Genomic DNA, 16,755 nt, shown 5'->3' with positions numbered 1-16,755 from the left:
CTTTCAACGTTCAATCTTTCGAACCTTCAAACAATTCTGGCCATAACTTCATTGCAGAGAGGGTGGCGCTTGCCGCGGTCTGACCCAAGCCGCATAAACTCGCATCCGTCATCGTCCAGCCGACATCCTGCAAGCGGATCAAATCGCCGTCGAGAGTTTTCCCCGCCGCAACGCGATCTAAAATTTCCATTTGACGCTGTGTGCCCATCTGGCAGGGATAACACTTGCCGCATGATTCGTGCGCGAAGAAGTGACCGAGGCTCTGTAACACCGCCCGCATGTCGCGCGTTTCATCGAAGACCATCACCACGCCGGAACCAAGAGGCAAGCCAGCCGCGCGCAAATCTTCGAAGGTCATTTTCATATCGAGGTGTTCGGATGTGGCAAACGCTCCCGCCGCGCCGCCGAACAAGACGGATCTCAACTTCTTGTTATTCGCAACACCGCCCGCCAGGTCAAGCAGTTCGCGTAAAGTCATGCCAAACGGGGCTTCGTACAACCCGGGCTTCGTCACGTCACCGGAAACGCAGAACAATTTGGGTCCCGGCGATTTCTCAGTTCCGATCTTTCGATATGCGGAGGCGCCCAACCCGATGATTAACGGGATATTGCAGAGCGATTCAACGTTGTTGACGACGGTCGGTTTGCCGAACACGCCGTGAGTCGTTGGGAAGGGCGGCTTGATGCGCGGAAAGCCGCGTTTGCCTTCGATGGACTCAAACAGCGCGGTCTCCTCGCCGCAAATGTAGGCGCCCGCGCCGACACGGATTTCGATATCGAATTTTTCGTTCAGGTACCCGGCAGAACGCGCTTCGGTTAAAGCGTTTTCCAAAACCGGCGCAATGTACGGGTACTCTCCACGAATGTAAATGTATCCCTTCGTTGCGCCGATGGCAAACGCGGCAATGCGCATCCCTTCGATGGTGCGATGCGGGTCGTCGAGCAACAAGATTCGATCTTTGAACGTGCCCGGCTCGGATTCGTCCGCGTTACAGATGATGTATTTCTGGTCGCCTGCCGCTTTTGCCGCGCCCTCCCATTTGATTCCTGTCGGGAATGCCGCGCCGCCGCGCCCCACCAAGCCTGAAGCCTTGACTTCCGCGACAACCTCTTCGGGTTTCATCGTGAATGCCTTTTTCAGGGCAACATAGTCGCCGTATGCTTCGAGTGATGTTGTGCCGTTGCCGCAGTTTGCGGTGAGCATACGAATTGAGCCATAGACCATGGACAAGGGACGACTTTCCGCTTTCGTTCCATCTCCGGTCGTCGATCGCCCTTCGTCCATCGTCCATACCGCTGGCGCGTGTTCGCACAGCCCCAGGCAGGGACTCGGCTCGATGGTTAGAGACAGGTCGCCCGTCGTTTGACGCGGTTTGAGTCCATGTTGCGAACACAATTGCTCCAACACCTTGTCTCCGCCTTTGAGCGCGCACGCCACATCCGCGCACACGCGAATAACGCGACGGCTGGTTGGTTCGTTATAGAAGAGGGAATAAAACTCGATCACGCCGTGCACATCGGCAAGAGGCACGCGCAACGACCGGGCGATCTCTGCCGCGACAGGCTCGGAGATCCAACCATATATTTTTTGAGCCGCATGCAAGGCTGGCAACAGCCCCGCGCGGCCCATCGGGAGGTAGGATTCGATTGCAGGTTTGAGGGAAGCAAGGGTATGGTCTGCCATGAAATCTCCGCGCAGAAGTATAGCCTAAAATGATTACACCGGCACAGTGACGTTTGGAGGACAAAAATCACCACGCAAACTTCATTCGGGTATACTCACGCGAGGCGATAGCCCTAATCTCCATCGGAGCAGACGAGTGAAACCAAGCGGAATAACAGGCTTCGTTCATCAAACATGGAAAACGATACTGATCGGCGGTATCTGTGTGTTGTTGTTTTGGTGGTGGCGCGAACCGTTCGTCGAGTTTATCGGTTGGTTCGGCAACCGGGAGGCTGTTGCCGGCTTGATCGAAGAGTATGGAAACTGGGGGGTTGCAGTATACTCCGCGCTGTTGGTGTTGCAGTTGATTGTCGCATTTGTGCCCGGGCAGGCGCTCGTGTTTGCGGGCGGTTATGTCTTCGGGTTTTGGAAATCTTTATTCATCACCATTCCCGTCGCTGTGATCGGAAGCCAGGTCGCGTTTTATCTTGCTCGTCGTTATGGGCGGCCTCTCGCCTATCGGCTGGCAACGCAACGGGCAATCGACCGCTGGGAATCGATCTCGAAAAATCAGGGGATCTTTTTTTATTTCCTGGCGTTTAACCTGCCTATCTTTCCCTCCGATGCGATGTGCTACGTGGCGGGGTTGGCGTCCATCTCTGCGCGGCGCTTTTTTATCGCGAATCTTTTCGGTCGAACCGTTTCAACCGTCTTCACCGTGATGGTGGGAGCCTATGGGCTGACTCTGCCGCCCGCGTTCTGGGTGGTCGTCCTATTGACAGTGATTGGGCTCTACGCCGCATGGGTGATCTATGCGCGCAAACACAAGCTCAAAATGAAATAATTCTACACATTCAATATCGCCGTCGGGAGGAAACGCGGCTGGCGGCGGTATTGCGTCGCTTGTTCGAAGGCGTAGGCGAGTTTGATCAATGTCGGTTCCTGCCAGGCGGTTGAGAAAAATGAAATGCCCACCGGCAAACCGAACACATACCCCGCAGGGACTGTGATGTGCGGATACCCCGCCACAGCCGCGGCAGAGGTCGATTCCATATCCCAGTTGATCGCGTCGCCGTTGGCGAGGTCGATCATCCACGCTGGCCCGCCTGAAGGGGCGACGATGGCATCGAGCTTATATTTCTTCAAGGTTGCGTCGATCCCATCTTTTCGCGTCAGGCGCAAATTCTTCTTCAAGGCATCTTTGTATTTTTTTGCTTTCAGCGAGCCTTTTTCCAGGGCGGTCGTCATCCGTTCGTGACCAAAATACGGCAGGACAAGATCGCGGTTTTCTTCGTTGAACCTGATCACATCTTCCATGGAATGAACGCGCGCTTCCGCGCCAAGCGATTTCAAATACGCGTTTAAATCCGCCTTGTATTCGTAATACAACACCTCGCGTTCTGTTTCCGCAAACTTATCGATGTTTTTCACATCGGCAGGATCGATCACGATCGCGCCAAGATGTTTCATCACGTCGATACAATTTTCCAAAATCTTGAGCGCGCGCGGATTCGAGCCCGCCATATTCCGCGCGACTCCGATCCGCGCGCCTTTGAGTCCATCCAGATCGAAAAACTTTGCGTAATTGGACAAGCCCCGCTTCTTGCTCGGACGTGTAACTGAGTCGCCCGCGTCGACTCCCGTCATCGCCCCGAGCAGGATCGCGGCGTCGGCGACCGTCCGCGTCATGGGACCGGGCGTATCCTGGCTGTGCGCGATGGGAATGATTCCGCTGCGGCTCAACAAACCAAGCGTCGGCTTGATTCCAACAATTCCATTCGTCTGCGCGGGGCAAATGATCGAGCCGTCGGTTTCGGTGCCCACCGCCCCGACGGATAAATTCGCCGCAATTGCCGCCCCCGATCCGGAGGACGACCCGCACGCGGAGCGATCCAACGCATACGGGTTGCGTGTCAAGCCGCCACGCGAGGACCATCCGCTCACCGAATTCTTTCCGCGAAAGTTTGCCCACTCGCTGAGGTTGGTCTTGCCCAAAATCACCGCGCCCGCTTTGCGAAGTTGCTTCACAATGAACGCATCCCGCGCGGCATAGTTCCCCTCAAGAGCAAGCGACCCGGCGGTCGTTTGCATTTTGTCGTGTGTGTCGATATTATCCTTCAACAAAACCGGGATTCCATGCAATGCGCCGCGCACCTTCCCCTTTTTCCGCTCGGCGTCCAACGCGGAAGCGATCTCCAGCGCGTCCGGGTTCAATTCAATGATCGAATTAACGTGAGGACCGTTCTTATCCACCGCCTCGATGCGCGACAAATAAAGATCCGCCACCTGACGCGCCGTCAGTTCGTCGGCTTCGAATTTCTGCTTTAGGTCGGCGATTGTCCACTCTGGCAGGATCATTACCGTCCCCCCCCGGTGATGTAATGTTCCAGCTGAGAGATCATCGACTTCTGCACTTCCACCACCTCGCGGAGCACGTCGCGCACCGAGATCAACCCCTCGAGTTTTCCCTCAGAGTACACAGGCAGGTGACGGATATTTTTCTCCAGCATCAGAGCCATGCAGGTTTCGAGTTCCTCGTTCGTATCGATGGCAATGACCTTCCCCGTCATGATCTCATCGACCTTCGTGTCCGTTGCCTGTTTCCCCGAAAGTTCCAACTTCCGAACGCAATCTCGCTCAGACAATATCCCCTTCACCTCTCCGCCATCCATGACCAAAACCGCGCCGGTATTGTGCGTTTCCATCAATTTCATGGCTTCCAGCACGGTAGCCGAAGGCGTAATCATAAAGATTTCTGTTCCTTTTTTACGGATCATATCCTGCACAGTAGCCATGGTTCGCTCTCCTTTCGCGTCTTGGAAGATAGGTCAAAGTATAGGCTCAAACGCCCGCGCTGACAAGGAAACACGTCAAAAAACCGACTGCGCCACATTCCACGATTTGGCGATTTCGCGGATCTCCTCCGCGCTAAGCCCGCCGCCCGGCGAGTCGGCGAACCGGTTCAAGGTCTCGTAGTGAGCCGCGGTTTCCGCGTATTCGATCAGGTCGGAGGCGCTCAAAATCGAATGATCGGCGCGCGCCATCACCCCATGACGCGCCCAAATCACCACTCGGTGAGTTCGAAGCGAGAGTTTGGTCTCCACCACCAACTGAGCGGAGCCGGGTAACAGGAAAGGGACTACCCCGATCCCCTCCGGCATGTTGAGGATGGCTTCGGGTTGCCAACGGAGCAACCGCCGGCTGAGCGTTTTCTCATCCTGATATTCTTCGAGGTGGCTGAGGTGCGTGAGATGCACGGGCTGGGCGTGGATGACGGCATGAAGGGCGACATCTGTCGAGCGCATCCGGTCCGCGTGGACGCCGAGATGGGAGTTGAATTCGCTCGTCACCCGCTGAAACTGGCGCCGGGACGATGTGTGCAACTTACCGGTCCGCCCGCCAGGGTCGACCGTGACACAGGCAAGGTTTCCCAACGGAGATTCGGCGATCTCTCTCAACCTTCTGCCTGATCCGCTGACGATCAGCATCATCCCAGCCAATTCAGGGGAGGCATGAGGCAACTCGATCTCCTGCTCTTGAGGGAATTGGGCGCGAACCTCCAGCGGCTTCCGCAGGCAGACCGAAATATTGCCCGCCGCCCCCTCAGCCGCGCCGATCTCAGCCAGCCGCAAGCCTGCCTGCCCCAGGTGATAGAGAATAGTGTCAAGTTCGAGCGCGGTATGATCTGCCATTTGGAGCGATTTTATCACTCACCCCGTTCAGGATTGCAAGATTTTTCAGATTCTTCTCTACCATACATGAGAAGACTTTTACCGCAAAGCACGCTAAGACCGCCAAGTTAAAAAGGTTTTCTTTGCGTTCTTTGCGGGTGTCGCATGGCGACACTTAGCGGTGCAGATGTACGGTAGAGAAAAGCTCAATGTCTTGCGCTTACCTGCAATTAATAAACAAGACTCCCTTTCGGGAGTCTTGTTTTGTCGGGGTGCCGAGATTTGAACTCGGGACCTCACGGACCCGAACCGTGCGCTCTACCGGTCTGAGCCACACCCCGATTACTGCAAAGCGTGCGAATTATACACACCGGATTGTGAATTGACAAGTTACGGGTTGAGCAGGACTTCCTGAGTGAACACATAAAACACACCGGGAATGCGGTCATCTTCTTGATGGATGGTCAGGCGGGCGGTGACCGGCTCCGAAACTCGATAGGGTATTGTCGTTTCAAACAACTGCGGCGAGGCTTGTGCGATATTCAGCACGCGCAACCCCAGCGACTTTCCATCCGGCGTGATCAACTCGAGGATGATCGGCTCCACACTGAAGGGCCAGACATCCCCGCGAACGGCGAGATTGCCGCCCGACGCGGAATCTTTTTTGGTTGGGAAAAAGACGCGGATCGGCTCAGAGGGATTTCCCGGCGTGGTGATCTCATTTTCCCCCGAGGAGAGCAACAACAGCCGAACGGAATTTACGGCTTGCGCGCGGTCAAATTCATCGAAGGTGCTGACGGTAAGCCGCGCCACCTCCGCCGCGCCGGGAATCTCAAATGCGACTTTGATGGTCTGCTGGATGCCGTTGTTGGAGGTGGGCACATTCTTTTTGAGCAGGCGCGTGATCAATCGCCCATCTTCGCCGAACAGGTCCACTTGCACAATTTCGCTCGCGCCGGTCGTAATATCCATTTTGAGGGTGATCGGCGAGATCACTTTCGAAAACGGACCCGGCGAACTGATCTCGATCTCCGCGCGGTCGTGCCCGGGAATGCTGGTTGCGGTAGGAGATGGACCCGGCGTGATGGTCAACGTTGGCGCGGGAGGCATTGTGGGCGCCAGTGTGGAAAGAGACGCGAGGTGGGTTTCCGTGGCGGCGAGGTTCGCCGCTTCCGCAGTTTGAGCGATGACAAGGGGTAGTTGTTCAGGCGGAATCGGGGTCGGGATGGGGCTTGAGGCCGGGGAGGCGCAACCGGCCGCAAGTCCGAGAAGAGAGGCGATGAGTAGGAGTCGAAATTTCATTTATTCATGAACAAGTCCAATGACCCATGAAAGAATCATTGGACTTGTTTCTATACGCACCAGACACATTTACAAAGAGTATATCTCGCTATATTTTTTCGTCAGGTAGCGAACATATGGCTCCGCTGTGATCTTTGAACCGGTGACTTGCCGGACGAGATCTTGCGGATCGTATTTTTGACCATGTTGGTGGATGTTCTCTCGAAGCCAGCCGAGCAGGGCATCGAATTTACCCGCGCGAAATTGATCGTCGAGGTTGCGAATATCTTTGTTGATCTTTTCCCACAACTGGGCAGAAATGAGATTACCCAGCGCATATGTGGAAAAGTATCCGACCAACCCGGCCGACCAGTGAATATCCTGTAACACGCCCTGCGCGTCATTCGGCGGAGTGACGCCGAGATATTCCCGCATCTTTGTGTTCCAAATTTCAGGCAGGTGTTTGAGGTCGATCTTGTTCTCGACCATGGCGATCTCGAGCTCGAGGCGGAGCATGATGTGCAGGTTGTACGTGGCTTCATCGGCATTGACGCGGATGAGCGAAGGCGCAACCTTGTTGACGGCTTTATAGAATGCCTTGAGCCCGATGCCATCGAGTTGCCTCGGGAAAGTCTTTTTGAGTTTCGGGTAGAAGTGTTCCCAAAACGGAAGCGACCGCCCAACAAGATTTTCCCACAGGCGAGATTGCGACTCGTGAACGGCAAGCGATGCGCCGCTTTCCAAGGCGGTGCGTTCGTACGCGGGGTTCACGCCCTGCTCGTACATGCCGTGTCCCGCTTCGTGCATGGTACTGAAGATCATCGCCAGCGGGTTGTCGGCTTCAAAACGCGTGGTGATGCGGACATCGTTCACGCTGAACGTGGTTTCAAACGGATGCGCGGCTTTATCCTGCCTGCCGCGGCTGAAATCGTAGCCGAAACTTTTGACGACCTCTTCGCCAAAATCCCACAATTTTTTCTCGTTATATTTTTTCCGCAAGAAACCATCGCCGACTTGTTTTGCCTCGCTTACGGCTTTGATCAACTCCACCTGCTTGGGGCGCAATCCCTCAAAGATGGCTTTCACATCGGCGGTCTTCATGCCGGGTTCATAATCATCCAGCAGTGTGTCGTAGGGGTGGTCGGCAGGCGGAAAGAATGAAATGTACTTGTGAACAAGTTCTACCATTTTTTGCAGATGTGGCAGAAAGATCGAATAGTCCGATTTTCCCTTTGCTTCCACCCACGCTTCAAAGGATTTCGAAGTGGCTACTGCCTGTTCCGCCACGAAAGACGGTGGAACGCGCTTCGCCTTATCGTAATTTCGGGCGGCAACACGGATCATCGCGGCGTCATCCGAATCTACGCCGGCAAATTCGGGTTTCAGGTCATCGATCAAGCGTCCCACCTCATCGGATGTGAATTTCTCTTGCCTGATCTTTCCCAGCGTCGCCAATTGTTGACCGCGCGCGTCTCCGCCCATCGGCGGAATGTTTACCTGCTGATCCCAATCCAGCACCGATGTGGCTCTAGCGAGATCGGAAACCTCCCCAAGTATCTCTTTCAAGCGAATAAGCTTCTCAGACACGGCAACTCCTGAAATTTTTAATTGACCTTCCAACGAAGCGGTTTATTTTGCAAGGCGGATAAAACCTCGTTGGCGATATCCTCCGAGGCGCGGGATTGCGCTTCGGCAGTCTGCGCCCCGATGTGAGGTATGGCGATCACTTTTGGGTGGAGGACTGCTTCAGTTTCCCCGGGCGGTTCCGCCGCGTACACGTCCAGCGCGGCGCCAGCGACCTTGCCGCTGTTCAACGCGGCAACCAACGCGGTTTCGTCGATGATGCCTCCGCGCGCCGCGCACACGATGCGCGCGCCGTCTTTCATCTGTGAAAACGCCAGCGGACCGATCATATCGCGCGTTTGCACGTTGAGCGGCAGATGCAAGGAGATGAAATCAGACCACCCGTACAGATCTTGTATCGAGACAGGCTCCGCTCCGCGTTTTGAAATTTCATCTTCCGAGATCAACGGGTCGTAGGCGATCACATTCATGCCGAAGGCGGCGGCGCGTTTGCCCAACTCCACGCCGATGCGCCCAAAGCCGATCACGCCGAGCGTTTTACCGTTCAACTCCACCCCTTCGAGGTCTTTTTTGAGCCACTTGCCTTGCTTCATGCCCGCATCGGCGCGGGGGATTTCGCGGGCGAGGGCAAGCATCAACCCGAAGGTTAATTCGGCAACGGCGATCGAAGTGGACATCGGCGCGTTGACCACCACGACGTTGCGCTTTTTTGCCGCGTCGAGGTCGATGTTGTCCACGCCGACGCCGGCGCGGCCGATGGCTTTGAGGCGGGCGCCCGCTTCCACAACAGAGGCAGTCACCTTCGTCCGACCGCGAACGATGAGTCCATCGTAATCGGGAATCGCTTTGAGGAGGTCGTCCGCTGAAATATCGCGGCGATCATCCACATCCGCGTGGGAGCGCAAAACATTCAAACCGCTTTGGTCGAGTCCGTCCGTAATGAGGATTTTTAATGGTGTCATACTCGAATTTTATCACGTAGGGTGAGATGCTATCTCTGTTCGTTCATCAGTTGAACTGTTGGGCGAACGCCCCCTGTTCAGGCGGCAGTCTCGTTCATGCGGCAGTTGAACTGCCGCATGAACGAGGACTATTCATATCGCAACGCCTCGACCGGCTCGAGGTTCGCCGCGCGGTTGGCGGGGTAGATGCCGAAGAATAATCCGACCGCCGCCGAAAAGATCGTGGCAAGCGCCACCGCATCGGTCGTGACGACCGGGATGAAGTCTGTGCCGTTTGCCGCGGCGATCTGCCCCACTGCGTAGGCGATCACCCAGCCAAGTAGGATGCCGATGATCCCGCCGATGAGACTCAACAAAGAAGACTCGGTGAGAAATTGAATCAAAATATCGCGCCTGCGCGCGCCGAGCGCTTTACGTAAGCCGATCTCGCGCGTGCGTTCGGTGACCGAAACAAGCATGATGTTCATGATGCCAATGCCGCCCACGAGCAGGGAGATTCCCGCGATGCCGCCCAGGAAGATGGTGAGCACGCCGGTAATGGCGGCGAACGTTTGCAGAAAATCCTGCTGGGTAAACACGGTGAAATCGTCACTGCCGATCGGCGTGCGATGGCGCTGGCGCAAAATGTTTGCGATCTCCTCCGAGGCTTGGGGAACGGTCTCTCCGCTTGTGGCTTGCACGAAGATCACATCCACTTCATCGCGCGCGTTACGTTTGAGCAGACGCGCCTGCGCGGTGGTAAACGGGAGGTAGGCGCTGTTATCCTCACTGCCAAACGCGCCGCCCCCTTTCGCCACCAACACGCCGATAATGCGGAAGGGCTGTCCCTCAATGCGGATCGTTTCGCCCACAATGCCGTCATGCCTGCCCATGATCACATCGGCGGCTTCGGGACCAAGCACCACAACCGACATGCGCCCCAGCAAATGCTCCTGGTTGATAAACTCGCCTTCTGAAAGTTCCAGGTTGCGAACGGAAAAATATTCGGGGGTGACGCCGGTGATCGTGGTGGACGCGTTTTCACCGGCAAAGGTGATGATCCCATTGCCTTGAATCGCCGGCGCGACAACCGCCACCGAAGGCGCGGCAAACGGGTCGGCAAGCGCTTCGGCATCGGCGAGAGTCAACGGGCGGTCGTTCCGCGCGCTGCTTCGATCTGGCGCTTCTTGCTGGCTTTCAGGACTGCCGCGAAACACGAACAATAAATTCGTGCCGATACTGCTGATCGAACCGGTGATGGACGCCTCCGCGCCGTTGCCCACCGCCAACATGGCGATCACCGCGGCGACGCCGATCACGATCCCCAGCACGGTCAGACCGGACCTCAACTTGTTCCCGCTGATGGATTCGAGCGCCTCCAGGAAGGCTTGCGCAATGCTCATGTGGCGCCATCCAGTAGCCCATCGCGCAAGCGGATGACGCGCTGGGTTTGTTCGGCAACTGTTGGGTCGTGAGTGACGATGATCAACGTGGTTCCGCTCTCTTTGTTCAGATCGAGCAGTAAATTCATAATTTCTTTGCCGACTTTCGAATCGAGGTTGCCCGTCGGTTCGTCTGCCATGATGATGGCTGGGTCGTTGACGATGGCGCGCGCGATTGCCACGCGTTGTTGCTGTCCGCCGGAGAGTTCGGCGGGGCGATGCGTCATCCGATTTTCCAAACCGACGGCTTTCAACGCCTCTATCGCCCGCGCGCGCCTGCCCCTCGCGTTCCCGGCGTATTTGGAATTACTCGAATACCGCAGTGGAAGTTCCACGTTGGTGATGGCAGTCTGCCGCGACAGCAAATTGAAACTTTGAAAGACAAAGCCCACTTTACGATTGCGAATATCCGCCAATTGATCGTCGTTCAAGTTGGCGACCGTCTCGCCGTCCAACACATATTCTCCGGCGGAGGGGCGGTCTAAACAGCCGAGCGTATTCATCAATGTGGATTTGCCCGAACCCGAGGGACCCATGATCGCCACCACTTCGCCGCGCCGAATATTGAACGATACGCCGCGCAATGCCTCCACTTCCACTTCGCCCATCTGGTAGACCTTGCGTAGATCGTGGGTTTGAATCACCCAATCCATGCTAGCCTCCAAATGGACCTCCAACTTCGACCGGCGGATTGAGAATGATCGAAGCGCCTTCCGAGACATCGCCGCCAACCAGCACGCTCATCGTGTCGGAGGAGGCGCCCAGGCTGACCTCGGTTTTTTGCGGTATGCCATTCACCATCAAATAAATATAGCGTTGCCCATCCAGCAAACGCACCGCGCGATTCGGAATCAAAATCACGTCGTCGATCTGCTCCACCGTGATATTGACAGCGGCGGTCATGCCGGGCTTCACCTCCGCATCGGCATCGGTCAATTCGATGGTGACTTTGAAATTCACCACGCCATTGACATTTGTGCCGGCTTTGGCAACTTCAACCACTTCGCCGTGATAATCCTTGTCAAGGATGGCGTCGAACGAAAGCGTGGCGGGTTGACCGACTGCCACACTGTTGATATCCACCTCAGAAACTTCGACATCCACGAGCAGGCTGGTCAGATCATCGAGACGGAAAGCCGTCGCGCCCGCGCTGACTTGATCGCCGGGGAGCGGGTTGGCTTCGGTAATCGTGGCGGCAAACGGCGCGGACACTCGAGCCAGGTTGAGGGTGGCTTGAGCCGCATCCACGCGGGCTTGCGCGGCGGCGATTTCGGTGAGGTTACCCCCCGCCAGCCGGTCAAATTCGCGTTGGGCATCGTCTAGCTTTGCTTTTGCCAGGGCAAGGTCCTCGTCCGCTTTGGCGATGGCTTCGGCGCCGGCATAACCGCGATATTCCTTCAGGACTGGAATTTTTCGGTTGCCAAATGTTTTGTAGATGATTTCCTTGATGTGAATTTTTCCGTTCAATTCTTTCCGCCAGTTGGCGGCTTTGTCGTACACTGCCTGCGCATCCCGCAAATTGATCGTCGCCTGGGCGAGCGCGGTATCAGAATTGGTGAGATCGTCCAATGCTTGTTGCGCGCTGGCGAGGTCTGCCTCAGCCAGAATGATGCTTTGCGGCAGGGAGGTCTTCTCGAGATAGGCAAGCACGAAATCCGCGGGGACGTTATCGCCCACTTTCGCATTCACCACATCCACTGTGCCTGCCGCCTGCCAGATCAGGGTCGCCGATTGTTTCGCGCGGACGGTTCCCGTCGCGCCAATGGTGGCAACCAGGTTTCCCCGTTCGATCGAAGCGGTTTGGAACTGGCTGGCAGTGTCTGGCTGGGAATTGCGCAGATAGAAAGACCCGCCCACTCCCAAGATCAAGATCAGCAGTACGATCCACAACCATTTTCGTTTCTTGAAAAAATCACGCATGAGGTTCCTCCAACAAAATTCTAAAGCCGGGAAAATTCTACCCGACAAATATGAATTGCCAATGAATTACTTAAGTGATATTCCGCGCCGTCCCGAAGGATGGGTTGAAAAATAGGCGTATTGCGCGAGAGCCTTCGGGTCGTTTCGCGTAAGGCGAATTACTCAACGAGATATACGCAACTATGAAGCCGAAGTTTCTCCGACGACCGCTGAACGGCTTACAGGCGCCACCGTAGAAAACCAGAGCAGGATCGCTCTCTTTGACAAACAAAGGAAACCCGTCCGCTCGTGTTCCAGCGCATCCGTGCTGATATAATTTTCCTGTGTTATATCGAATCGCGCGCATCCTCGACTTCCTCGCCATCACACTCCTCGTCATCTTTGCGGTCTCAGGCGATGCGCCGCGCCTGACCGGTCAAACCGACCGCGCGCGCCTCTACACGCGCGAGATCGAGTTCGATTACCCAAACTGGGTGTGGAATGCCACATGGATAAAGATCGAACAAAATGTGATTGGCTTACCCTACCTCTTCGATCGCGGCGCAAACAAACAGATTGTTTTCGAATACCTGCGCGCCACACAACAATTGATGCAGACCGAGTATTCCCTCGAACTCGTCATCGCCGACCCCGCCGTCACCGACAAAGAAACTGCCAGCGCGCAACTCCGCGCCAACAGAGATATCCTGCTCAAACGGCAGGAGGCGCTGGCTCCGCTGGCTGAGGCAACCTTGCAAGGTCAAATCTCCGAAGCATTGGCAGAACTCAACCTTACCAGCGGCGGCCAGCCCATTCCGCCTGTCTTATATCACACCTCCCCCACACCGCTCGCTCTCGTCGTCTCGCGCCGCGATGCGATCGAACAGATCGCGAACATTTCAATCCTCCCCACCCTCACCATCGACGAACAGATCAAACTCGAAAACAACGTGGCAGATGCGCTGGATGTCTCCACGCTCATCGTCCCCATTGGCGGCGTAGGCGTGTATCCCACCATGGTCACCGAAACCACCGACCTGCGGTGGCTGCTTGAAACCATCGCGCACGAATGGACGCATAATTATCTCAACATCCGCCCGCTGGGAATCAATTACAGCACAACTCCCGAACTACGCACGATGAACGAAACGACCGCGTCCATCGCGGGCAACGAGGTGGGGACTTTCCTCATCGAAAACTATTACCCCGAACTGCTCGCTTCGAATCCCCATTTCGGTTTGGTCGTCTTTCCTCAAACGCCTCCCACCCTCGGCAATCACGACGACCCGCCCCCATTCGACTTCCGCGCCGAAATGCGCGAGACGCGCGTCACCACCGACGAACTGCTCGCCCAGGGGAAAATCGAAGAAGCAGAAGCCTACATGGAAGAACGCCGTCAGGTTTTCTGGCAAAACGGGTATTTGCTCCGCAAACTCAATCAGGCATACTTCGCTTTTCATGGCGCGTATGCCGATATGCCCGGCGGCGCGGCGGGAGAAGACCCGGTCGGTCCCGCCGTCCGAGAACTGCGCGAACAAAGCGACTCGCTGGCAGATTTCATTAATACCATCGCGCAGATGACGTCCTTTCAGGAACTGCAACGCGCCATACAACATTAACCTCATGCTGAAAAAAACTTCATCGCTATTTCTTCTATGCCTATGGGCAACCGCCTGCTCGCCTGCCCCCGCCACCCCCACGATCCACCTCACCCCTTCTTTCGATCTTGTGGCTCCCACCCAGCCATCCTGCGCCACGGTCAACATCGAACCCACGCCGGGACCGGAGGCTCCATCCTTGTTCCCGCCTGAGAATGCAACCGACCGCTCGCTGGGAGCCAGCGAAGCGACGGTTTCGTTCATCGTCTACATCGACTATCAAGATTCGCGCAGTGATTTTTTTGTCGACGTGGCGAATCAATTGCTCGAAGAATTCCCGAAAGACGCGCGGTTCACTTTCCGCCCGTTCCCGCTTGTGGACGTAAACGACAAATCTGCCCTTGCCATGCAAGCCATCGAAGCCGCAAACAGACAGGGCAAATTCTGGGATATGCACAACCTGCTGTTCGCGCAACACGAGAACTGGGCAAACTTGTCGGCGGTGGATTTCGAGCAGTGGGTCACCGCGCAAGCTTCCACGTTGGACATGAACGTTGAGCAGTTCCAATCCGATCTCAAAAGCGGGGAAACCGTCGCGCAAGTCCAAAAATATGCCGACGATGGAAAATCCATCGGCATCCCCGGCACGCCGCTTGTCCTCATCAACGGGCAAATCTACGGCGGACCGCGCGATCATGGCAGTCTCAGGGATATCATCGCGTTGATCCTCATGGGCAAGCGTCAGTTCACATCCTGCCCTCCGTTAACCGTTCAACCCGACCGGCAATATATAGCCACTCTGCGCACCGAAAGAGGCGACATCACGCTCGAACTCTTTGCGGACAAAGCGCCCGTCACTGTGAATTCATTCATCTTTCTCGCGCGCAATGGATGGTACGACGGCATTACCTTTCATCGCGTCATTCTCGACCTGTTCGCGTTAACCGGCGACCCAAGCGGCACCGGCGACGGCAATCCCGGCTACTATATCATCAACGAATTCGACCCATCCCTGCAATTCAACCGTCCCGGCGTGGTGGGGATGACCAACGCCGGTCCCAACGCCAGCGACGGACAATTCTTCATCACCTTCACTCCAATCGCGCAATACAATGGAAAATACACGATCTTCGGTCAATTACTCACCGGCATGGATGTTCTACTTTCGCTCAACCCGCGCGACGCTCAACCGGGAAGCGACACTCCGCCAGGCGACACACTGCTCAGCGTGGAAATCGAAGAAAAATAAGGCTATGGTAAGATACCTCTCATGCCTCTCAATACCTATTCCTCCACCGCGCGCGATGGCGACCTCGTTCAACTTGTCGGCTTGCGCCACAAACATTTCATCTTCAACCTGCAAGCCGGCGCAAAATTTGAAACGCATCGCGGCGTCTTGCAACACGACGACCTGATCGGCAAAGCATGGGGCACGCAGGTTTTCAGCCACCTCGGCTCGCCATTCTTTCTCCTCCAGCCTTCGCTCGGCGACCTGCTCACCAACCTGCCGCGCACCACGCAGATTATGTATCCGAAGGATATCGGCTTCATTCTCGTGACGATGGGCGTCGGACCCGGTCAGACCGTGATGGAGGCTGGCTCCGGCTCCGGTTCGATGACGACCGCCCTTGCCTACGCCCTCGGCGCGGAGGGGCGCGTGATCTCGTATGAAATCCGCCCGGACATGCAAAACCTTGCCCGCAAGAATCTTGCCCGCTTTGGGCTCGATACCCGCGTAGAGTTCAAATTGCGCGACATCGGCGAAGGCTTCGACGAAACCAACGCAGATTCATTTTTCCTCGATGTGCCCAACCCGTACGATTACATCTCACAAATCCGCGCCGCGCTCAAACCCGGTGGATTCTTGTGTTGTTTGATCCCCACCTTTAATCAAGTGGAGAAGACCCTGCAATCGTTGCGCCAGACGAACTTTGCGTTCATCGAAGTGTGTGAAATTTTATTGCGCTACTACAAACCCGAACCGACGCGCCTGCGCCCGACCGACCGCATGGTGGCGCACACCGGCTTCTTGCTCTTCGGCAGAAAGATCGAACCCAGTGAAGATCCGCGCGGGAGGGAACTCAACGAAGAAATAGAAAAAGGAGATTCGTAGCCAATGCGCCGCCTATTTCGCCGCCAAGCCAAAAAGAGAGCCGGGCACATCCCGCCAATTTTGCAGGAAGCCAATTTTGCTTTTGATAAAGGCGAGTATGGACGCGCTGGAGAACTCTTTGAACAGATCGCCCAAACCGCCGATGCGCGCGGCGGTCCGCGCGCGCCGCTCTTTCATCTTCAGGCTGGGCGAGCGCGGATATACGCCGGGCAAACAGCGTTGGCTATCCCTTCGATCAAACGCGGGCTGTCCCTGCTGGCTGAGCGAGGACAATTTCAACGCCTGCTTCAAGCGCGACGCCGCGCGCTCACCGAATTGAAAGAACGCGGGTTGCACGAGGAAGCCGCCGCCATCGACTCATGGCTGAAATCGATCTCCCCCGAATCCTCCGAACTGGATACCCAAATACCACAAGGTAAAAAGCCCGTCCTGCCCACGCACTGCCCGCAATGCGGCGCGGTTCTGCGACCCGATGAAGTGGAGTGGCTGGACGAGATCACCGCCGAGTGCGGGTATTGCGGAAGCCCGGTGAGGGAAGCAGATTCGTAAGACAAAGTTCCACT

Annotated in this window: 15 protein-coding genes and 1 tRNA gene; 5 read left to right on the top strand and 11 right to left on the bottom strand. The window is 56.2% G+C overall.

Annotated elements, in window-relative coordinates; translation table 11 throughout:
- Window positions 1–10: 10 nt before the first annotated feature.
- The gene (locus AC16KF_RS03460) at window positions 11–1,684 is read right to left on the bottom strand and encodes an NAD(P)H-dependent oxidoreductase subunit E (protein ID WP_484035898.1); all 1,674 of its coding nucleotides are present in this window, start codon (window positions 1,682–1,684) and stop codon (window positions 11–13) included.
- Between the two features lie 136 nt (window positions 1,685–1,820).
- Here AC16KF_RS03460 and AC16KF_RS03455 point away from each other — a divergent pair, with 136 nt between their 5' ends.
- Window positions 1,821–2,507, top strand: a complete 687-nt coding sequence (locus tag AC16KF_RS03455; protein ID WP_484035897.1) for a TVP38/TMEM64 family protein — start codon at window positions 1,821–1,823, stop codon at window positions 2,505–2,507.
- A gap of 2 nt (window positions 2,508–2,509) precedes the next feature.
- On the opposite strand, the gene AC16KF_RS03450 is transcribed toward AC16KF_RS03455, so the two are convergent.
- From AC16KF_RS03450 to AC16KF_RS03405, 10 genes are all read right to left on the bottom strand, one after another.
- A complete protein-coding gene (locus tag AC16KF_RS03450) occupies window positions 2,510–4,021 on the bottom strand; it encodes an amidase (protein WP_484035896.1) in 1,512 nt (503 codons plus the stop codon).
- A complete protein-coding gene (locus tag AC16KF_RS03445) occupies window positions 4,021–4,458 on the bottom strand; it encodes a CBS domain-containing protein (RefSeq protein WP_484035895.1) in 438 nt (145 codons plus the stop codon). Before AC16KF_RS03445 ends, AC16KF_RS03450 begins: the two co-directional genes overlap by 1 nt.
- Window positions 4,459–4,533: 75 nt before the next feature.
- A complete protein-coding gene (locus AC16KF_RS03440) occupies window positions 4,534–5,355 on the bottom strand; it encodes a class II aldolase/adducin family protein (protein WP_484035894.1) in 822 nt (273 codons plus the stop codon).
- A gap of 246 nt (window positions 5,356–5,601) precedes the next feature.
- Window positions 5,602–5,675 (bottom strand) — tRNA-Pro (locus tag AC16KF_RS03435).
- A gap of 49 nt (window positions 5,676–5,724) precedes the next feature.
- Window positions 5,725–6,636: a hypothetical protein gene (locus tag AC16KF_RS03430; RefSeq protein WP_484035893.1), complete on the bottom strand. Its 912-nt coding sequence runs from the start codon at window positions 6,634–6,636 to the stop codon at window positions 5,725–5,727.
- A 69-nt stretch (window positions 6,637–6,705) separates the two neighbouring features.
- A complete protein-coding gene (locus tag AC16KF_RS03425) occupies window positions 6,706–8,202 on the bottom strand; it encodes a carboxypeptidase M32 (RefSeq protein ID WP_484035892.1) in 1,497 nt (498 codons plus the stop codon).
- Window positions 8,203–8,219: 17 nt separating this feature from the next.
- Window positions 8,220–9,161 carry a hydroxyacid dehydrogenase gene (locus AC16KF_RS03420; protein ID WP_484035891.1) on the bottom strand — a complete coding sequence of 314 codons (942 nt, stop codon included), beginning with the start codon at window positions 9,159–9,161 and terminating at the stop codon, window positions 8,220–8,222.
- Window positions 9,162–9,289: 128 nt separating this feature from the next.
- Window positions 9,290–10,543 carry an ABC transporter permease gene (locus AC16KF_RS03415; protein WP_484035890.1) on the bottom strand — a complete coding sequence of 418 codons (1,254 nt, stop codon included), beginning with the start codon at window positions 10,541–10,543 and terminating at the stop codon, window positions 9,290–9,292.
- Window positions 10,540–11,235 (bottom strand): ABC transporter ATP-binding protein, encoded by a 696-nt coding sequence (locus AC16KF_RS03410; protein ID WP_484035889.1) that lies wholly within the window; start codon window positions 11,233–11,235, stop codon window positions 10,540–10,542. Before AC16KF_RS03410 ends, AC16KF_RS03415 begins: the two co-directional genes overlap by 4 nt.
- A 1-nt stretch (window position 11,236) precedes the next feature.
- Window positions 11,237–12,502 (bottom strand): efflux RND transporter periplasmic adaptor subunit, encoded by a 1,266-nt coding sequence (locus tag AC16KF_RS03405; RefSeq protein WP_484035888.1) that lies wholly within the window; start codon window positions 12,500–12,502, stop codon window positions 11,237–11,239.
- A 323-nt stretch (window positions 12,503–12,825) separates the two neighbouring features.
- On the opposite strand from AC16KF_RS03405, the gene AC16KF_RS03400 reads away from it, so the two are divergent.
- The 4 genes from AC16KF_RS03400 to AC16KF_RS03385 are packed head-to-tail and all read left to right on the top strand — an operon-like array spanning window position 12,826 to window position 16,741.
- Complete coding sequence (locus AC16KF_RS03400; protein WP_484035887.1) at window positions 12,826–14,100, top strand: hypothetical protein; 1,275 nt, start codon at window positions 12,826–12,828, stop codon at window positions 14,098–14,100.
- A gap of 4 nt (window positions 14,101–14,104) precedes the next feature.
- Complete coding sequence (locus AC16KF_RS03395; RefSeq protein WP_484035886.1) at window positions 14,105–15,328, top strand: peptidylprolyl isomerase; 1,224 nt, start codon at window positions 14,105–14,107, stop codon at window positions 15,326–15,328.
- Between the two features lie 21 nt (window positions 15,329–15,349).
- Window positions 15,350–16,192, top strand: coding sequence for a tRNA (adenine-N1)-methyltransferase (locus AC16KF_RS03390; RefSeq protein ID WP_484035885.1), 843 nt, complete (start codon window positions 15,350–15,352; stop codon window positions 16,190–16,192).
- Window positions 16,193–16,195: 3 nt separating this feature from the next.
- A complete protein-coding gene (locus AC16KF_RS03385; RefSeq protein WP_484035884.1) occupies window positions 16,196–16,741 on the top strand; it encodes a zinc ribbon domain-containing protein in 546 nt (181 codons plus the stop codon).
- Window positions 16,742–16,755: the final 14 nt, after the last annotated feature.

The sequence above is a fragment of the Candidatus Defluviilinea gracilis genome, from assembly GCF_057138825.1.
This window is presented reverse-complemented; position numbering and strand designations above follow the sequence as displayed.

Bases quoted from the DNA above. Each gene is read 5' to 3' on its own strand.
- AC16KF_RS03440 (WP_484035894.1), bottom strand. From the start codon at position 5,355: ATGGCAGATCATACCGCGCTCGAACTTGACACTATTCTCTATCACCTG.
- AC16KF_RS03430 (WP_484035893.1), bottom strand. From the start codon at position 6,636: ATGAAATTTCGACTCCTACTCATCGCCTCTCTTCTCGGACTTGCGGCC.
- AC16KF_RS03460 (WP_484035898.1), bottom strand. From the start codon at position 1,684: ATGGCAGACCATACCCTTGCTTCCCTCAAACCTGCAATCGAATCCTAC.
- AC16KF_RS03405 (WP_484035888.1), bottom strand. From the start codon at position 12,502: ATGCGTGATTTTTTCAAGAAACGAAAATGGTTGTGGATCGTACTGCTG.
- AC16KF_RS03390 (WP_484035885.1), top strand. From the start codon at position 15,350: ATGCCTCTCAATACCTATTCCTCCACCGCGCGCGATGGCGACCTCGTT.
- AC16KF_RS03395 (WP_484035886.1), top strand. From the start codon at position 14,105: ATGCTGAAAAAAACTTCATCGCTATTTCTTCTATGCCTATGGGCAACC.
- AC16KF_RS03385 (WP_484035884.1), top strand. From the start codon at position 16,196: ATGCGCCGCCTATTTCGCCGCCAAGCCAAAAAGAGAGCCGGGCACATC.
- AC16KF_RS03445 (WP_484035895.1), bottom strand. From the start codon at position 4,458: ATGGCTACTGTGCAGGATATGATCCGTAAAAAAGGAACAGAAATCTTT.
- AC16KF_RS03415 (WP_484035890.1), bottom strand. From the start codon at position 10,543: ATGAGCATTGCGCAAGCCTTCCTGGAGGCGCTCGAATCCATCAGCGGG.
- AC16KF_RS03410 (WP_484035889.1), bottom strand. From the start codon at position 11,235: ATGGATTGGGTGATTCAAACCCACGATCTACGCAAGGTCTACCAGATG.
- AC16KF_RS03450 (WP_484035896.1), bottom strand. From the start codon at position 4,021: ATGATCCTGCCAGAGTGGACAATCGCCGACCTAAAGCAGAAATTCGAA.
- AC16KF_RS03420 (WP_484035891.1), bottom strand. From the start codon at position 9,161: ATGACACCATTAAAAATCCTCATTACGGACGGACTCGACCAAAGCGGT.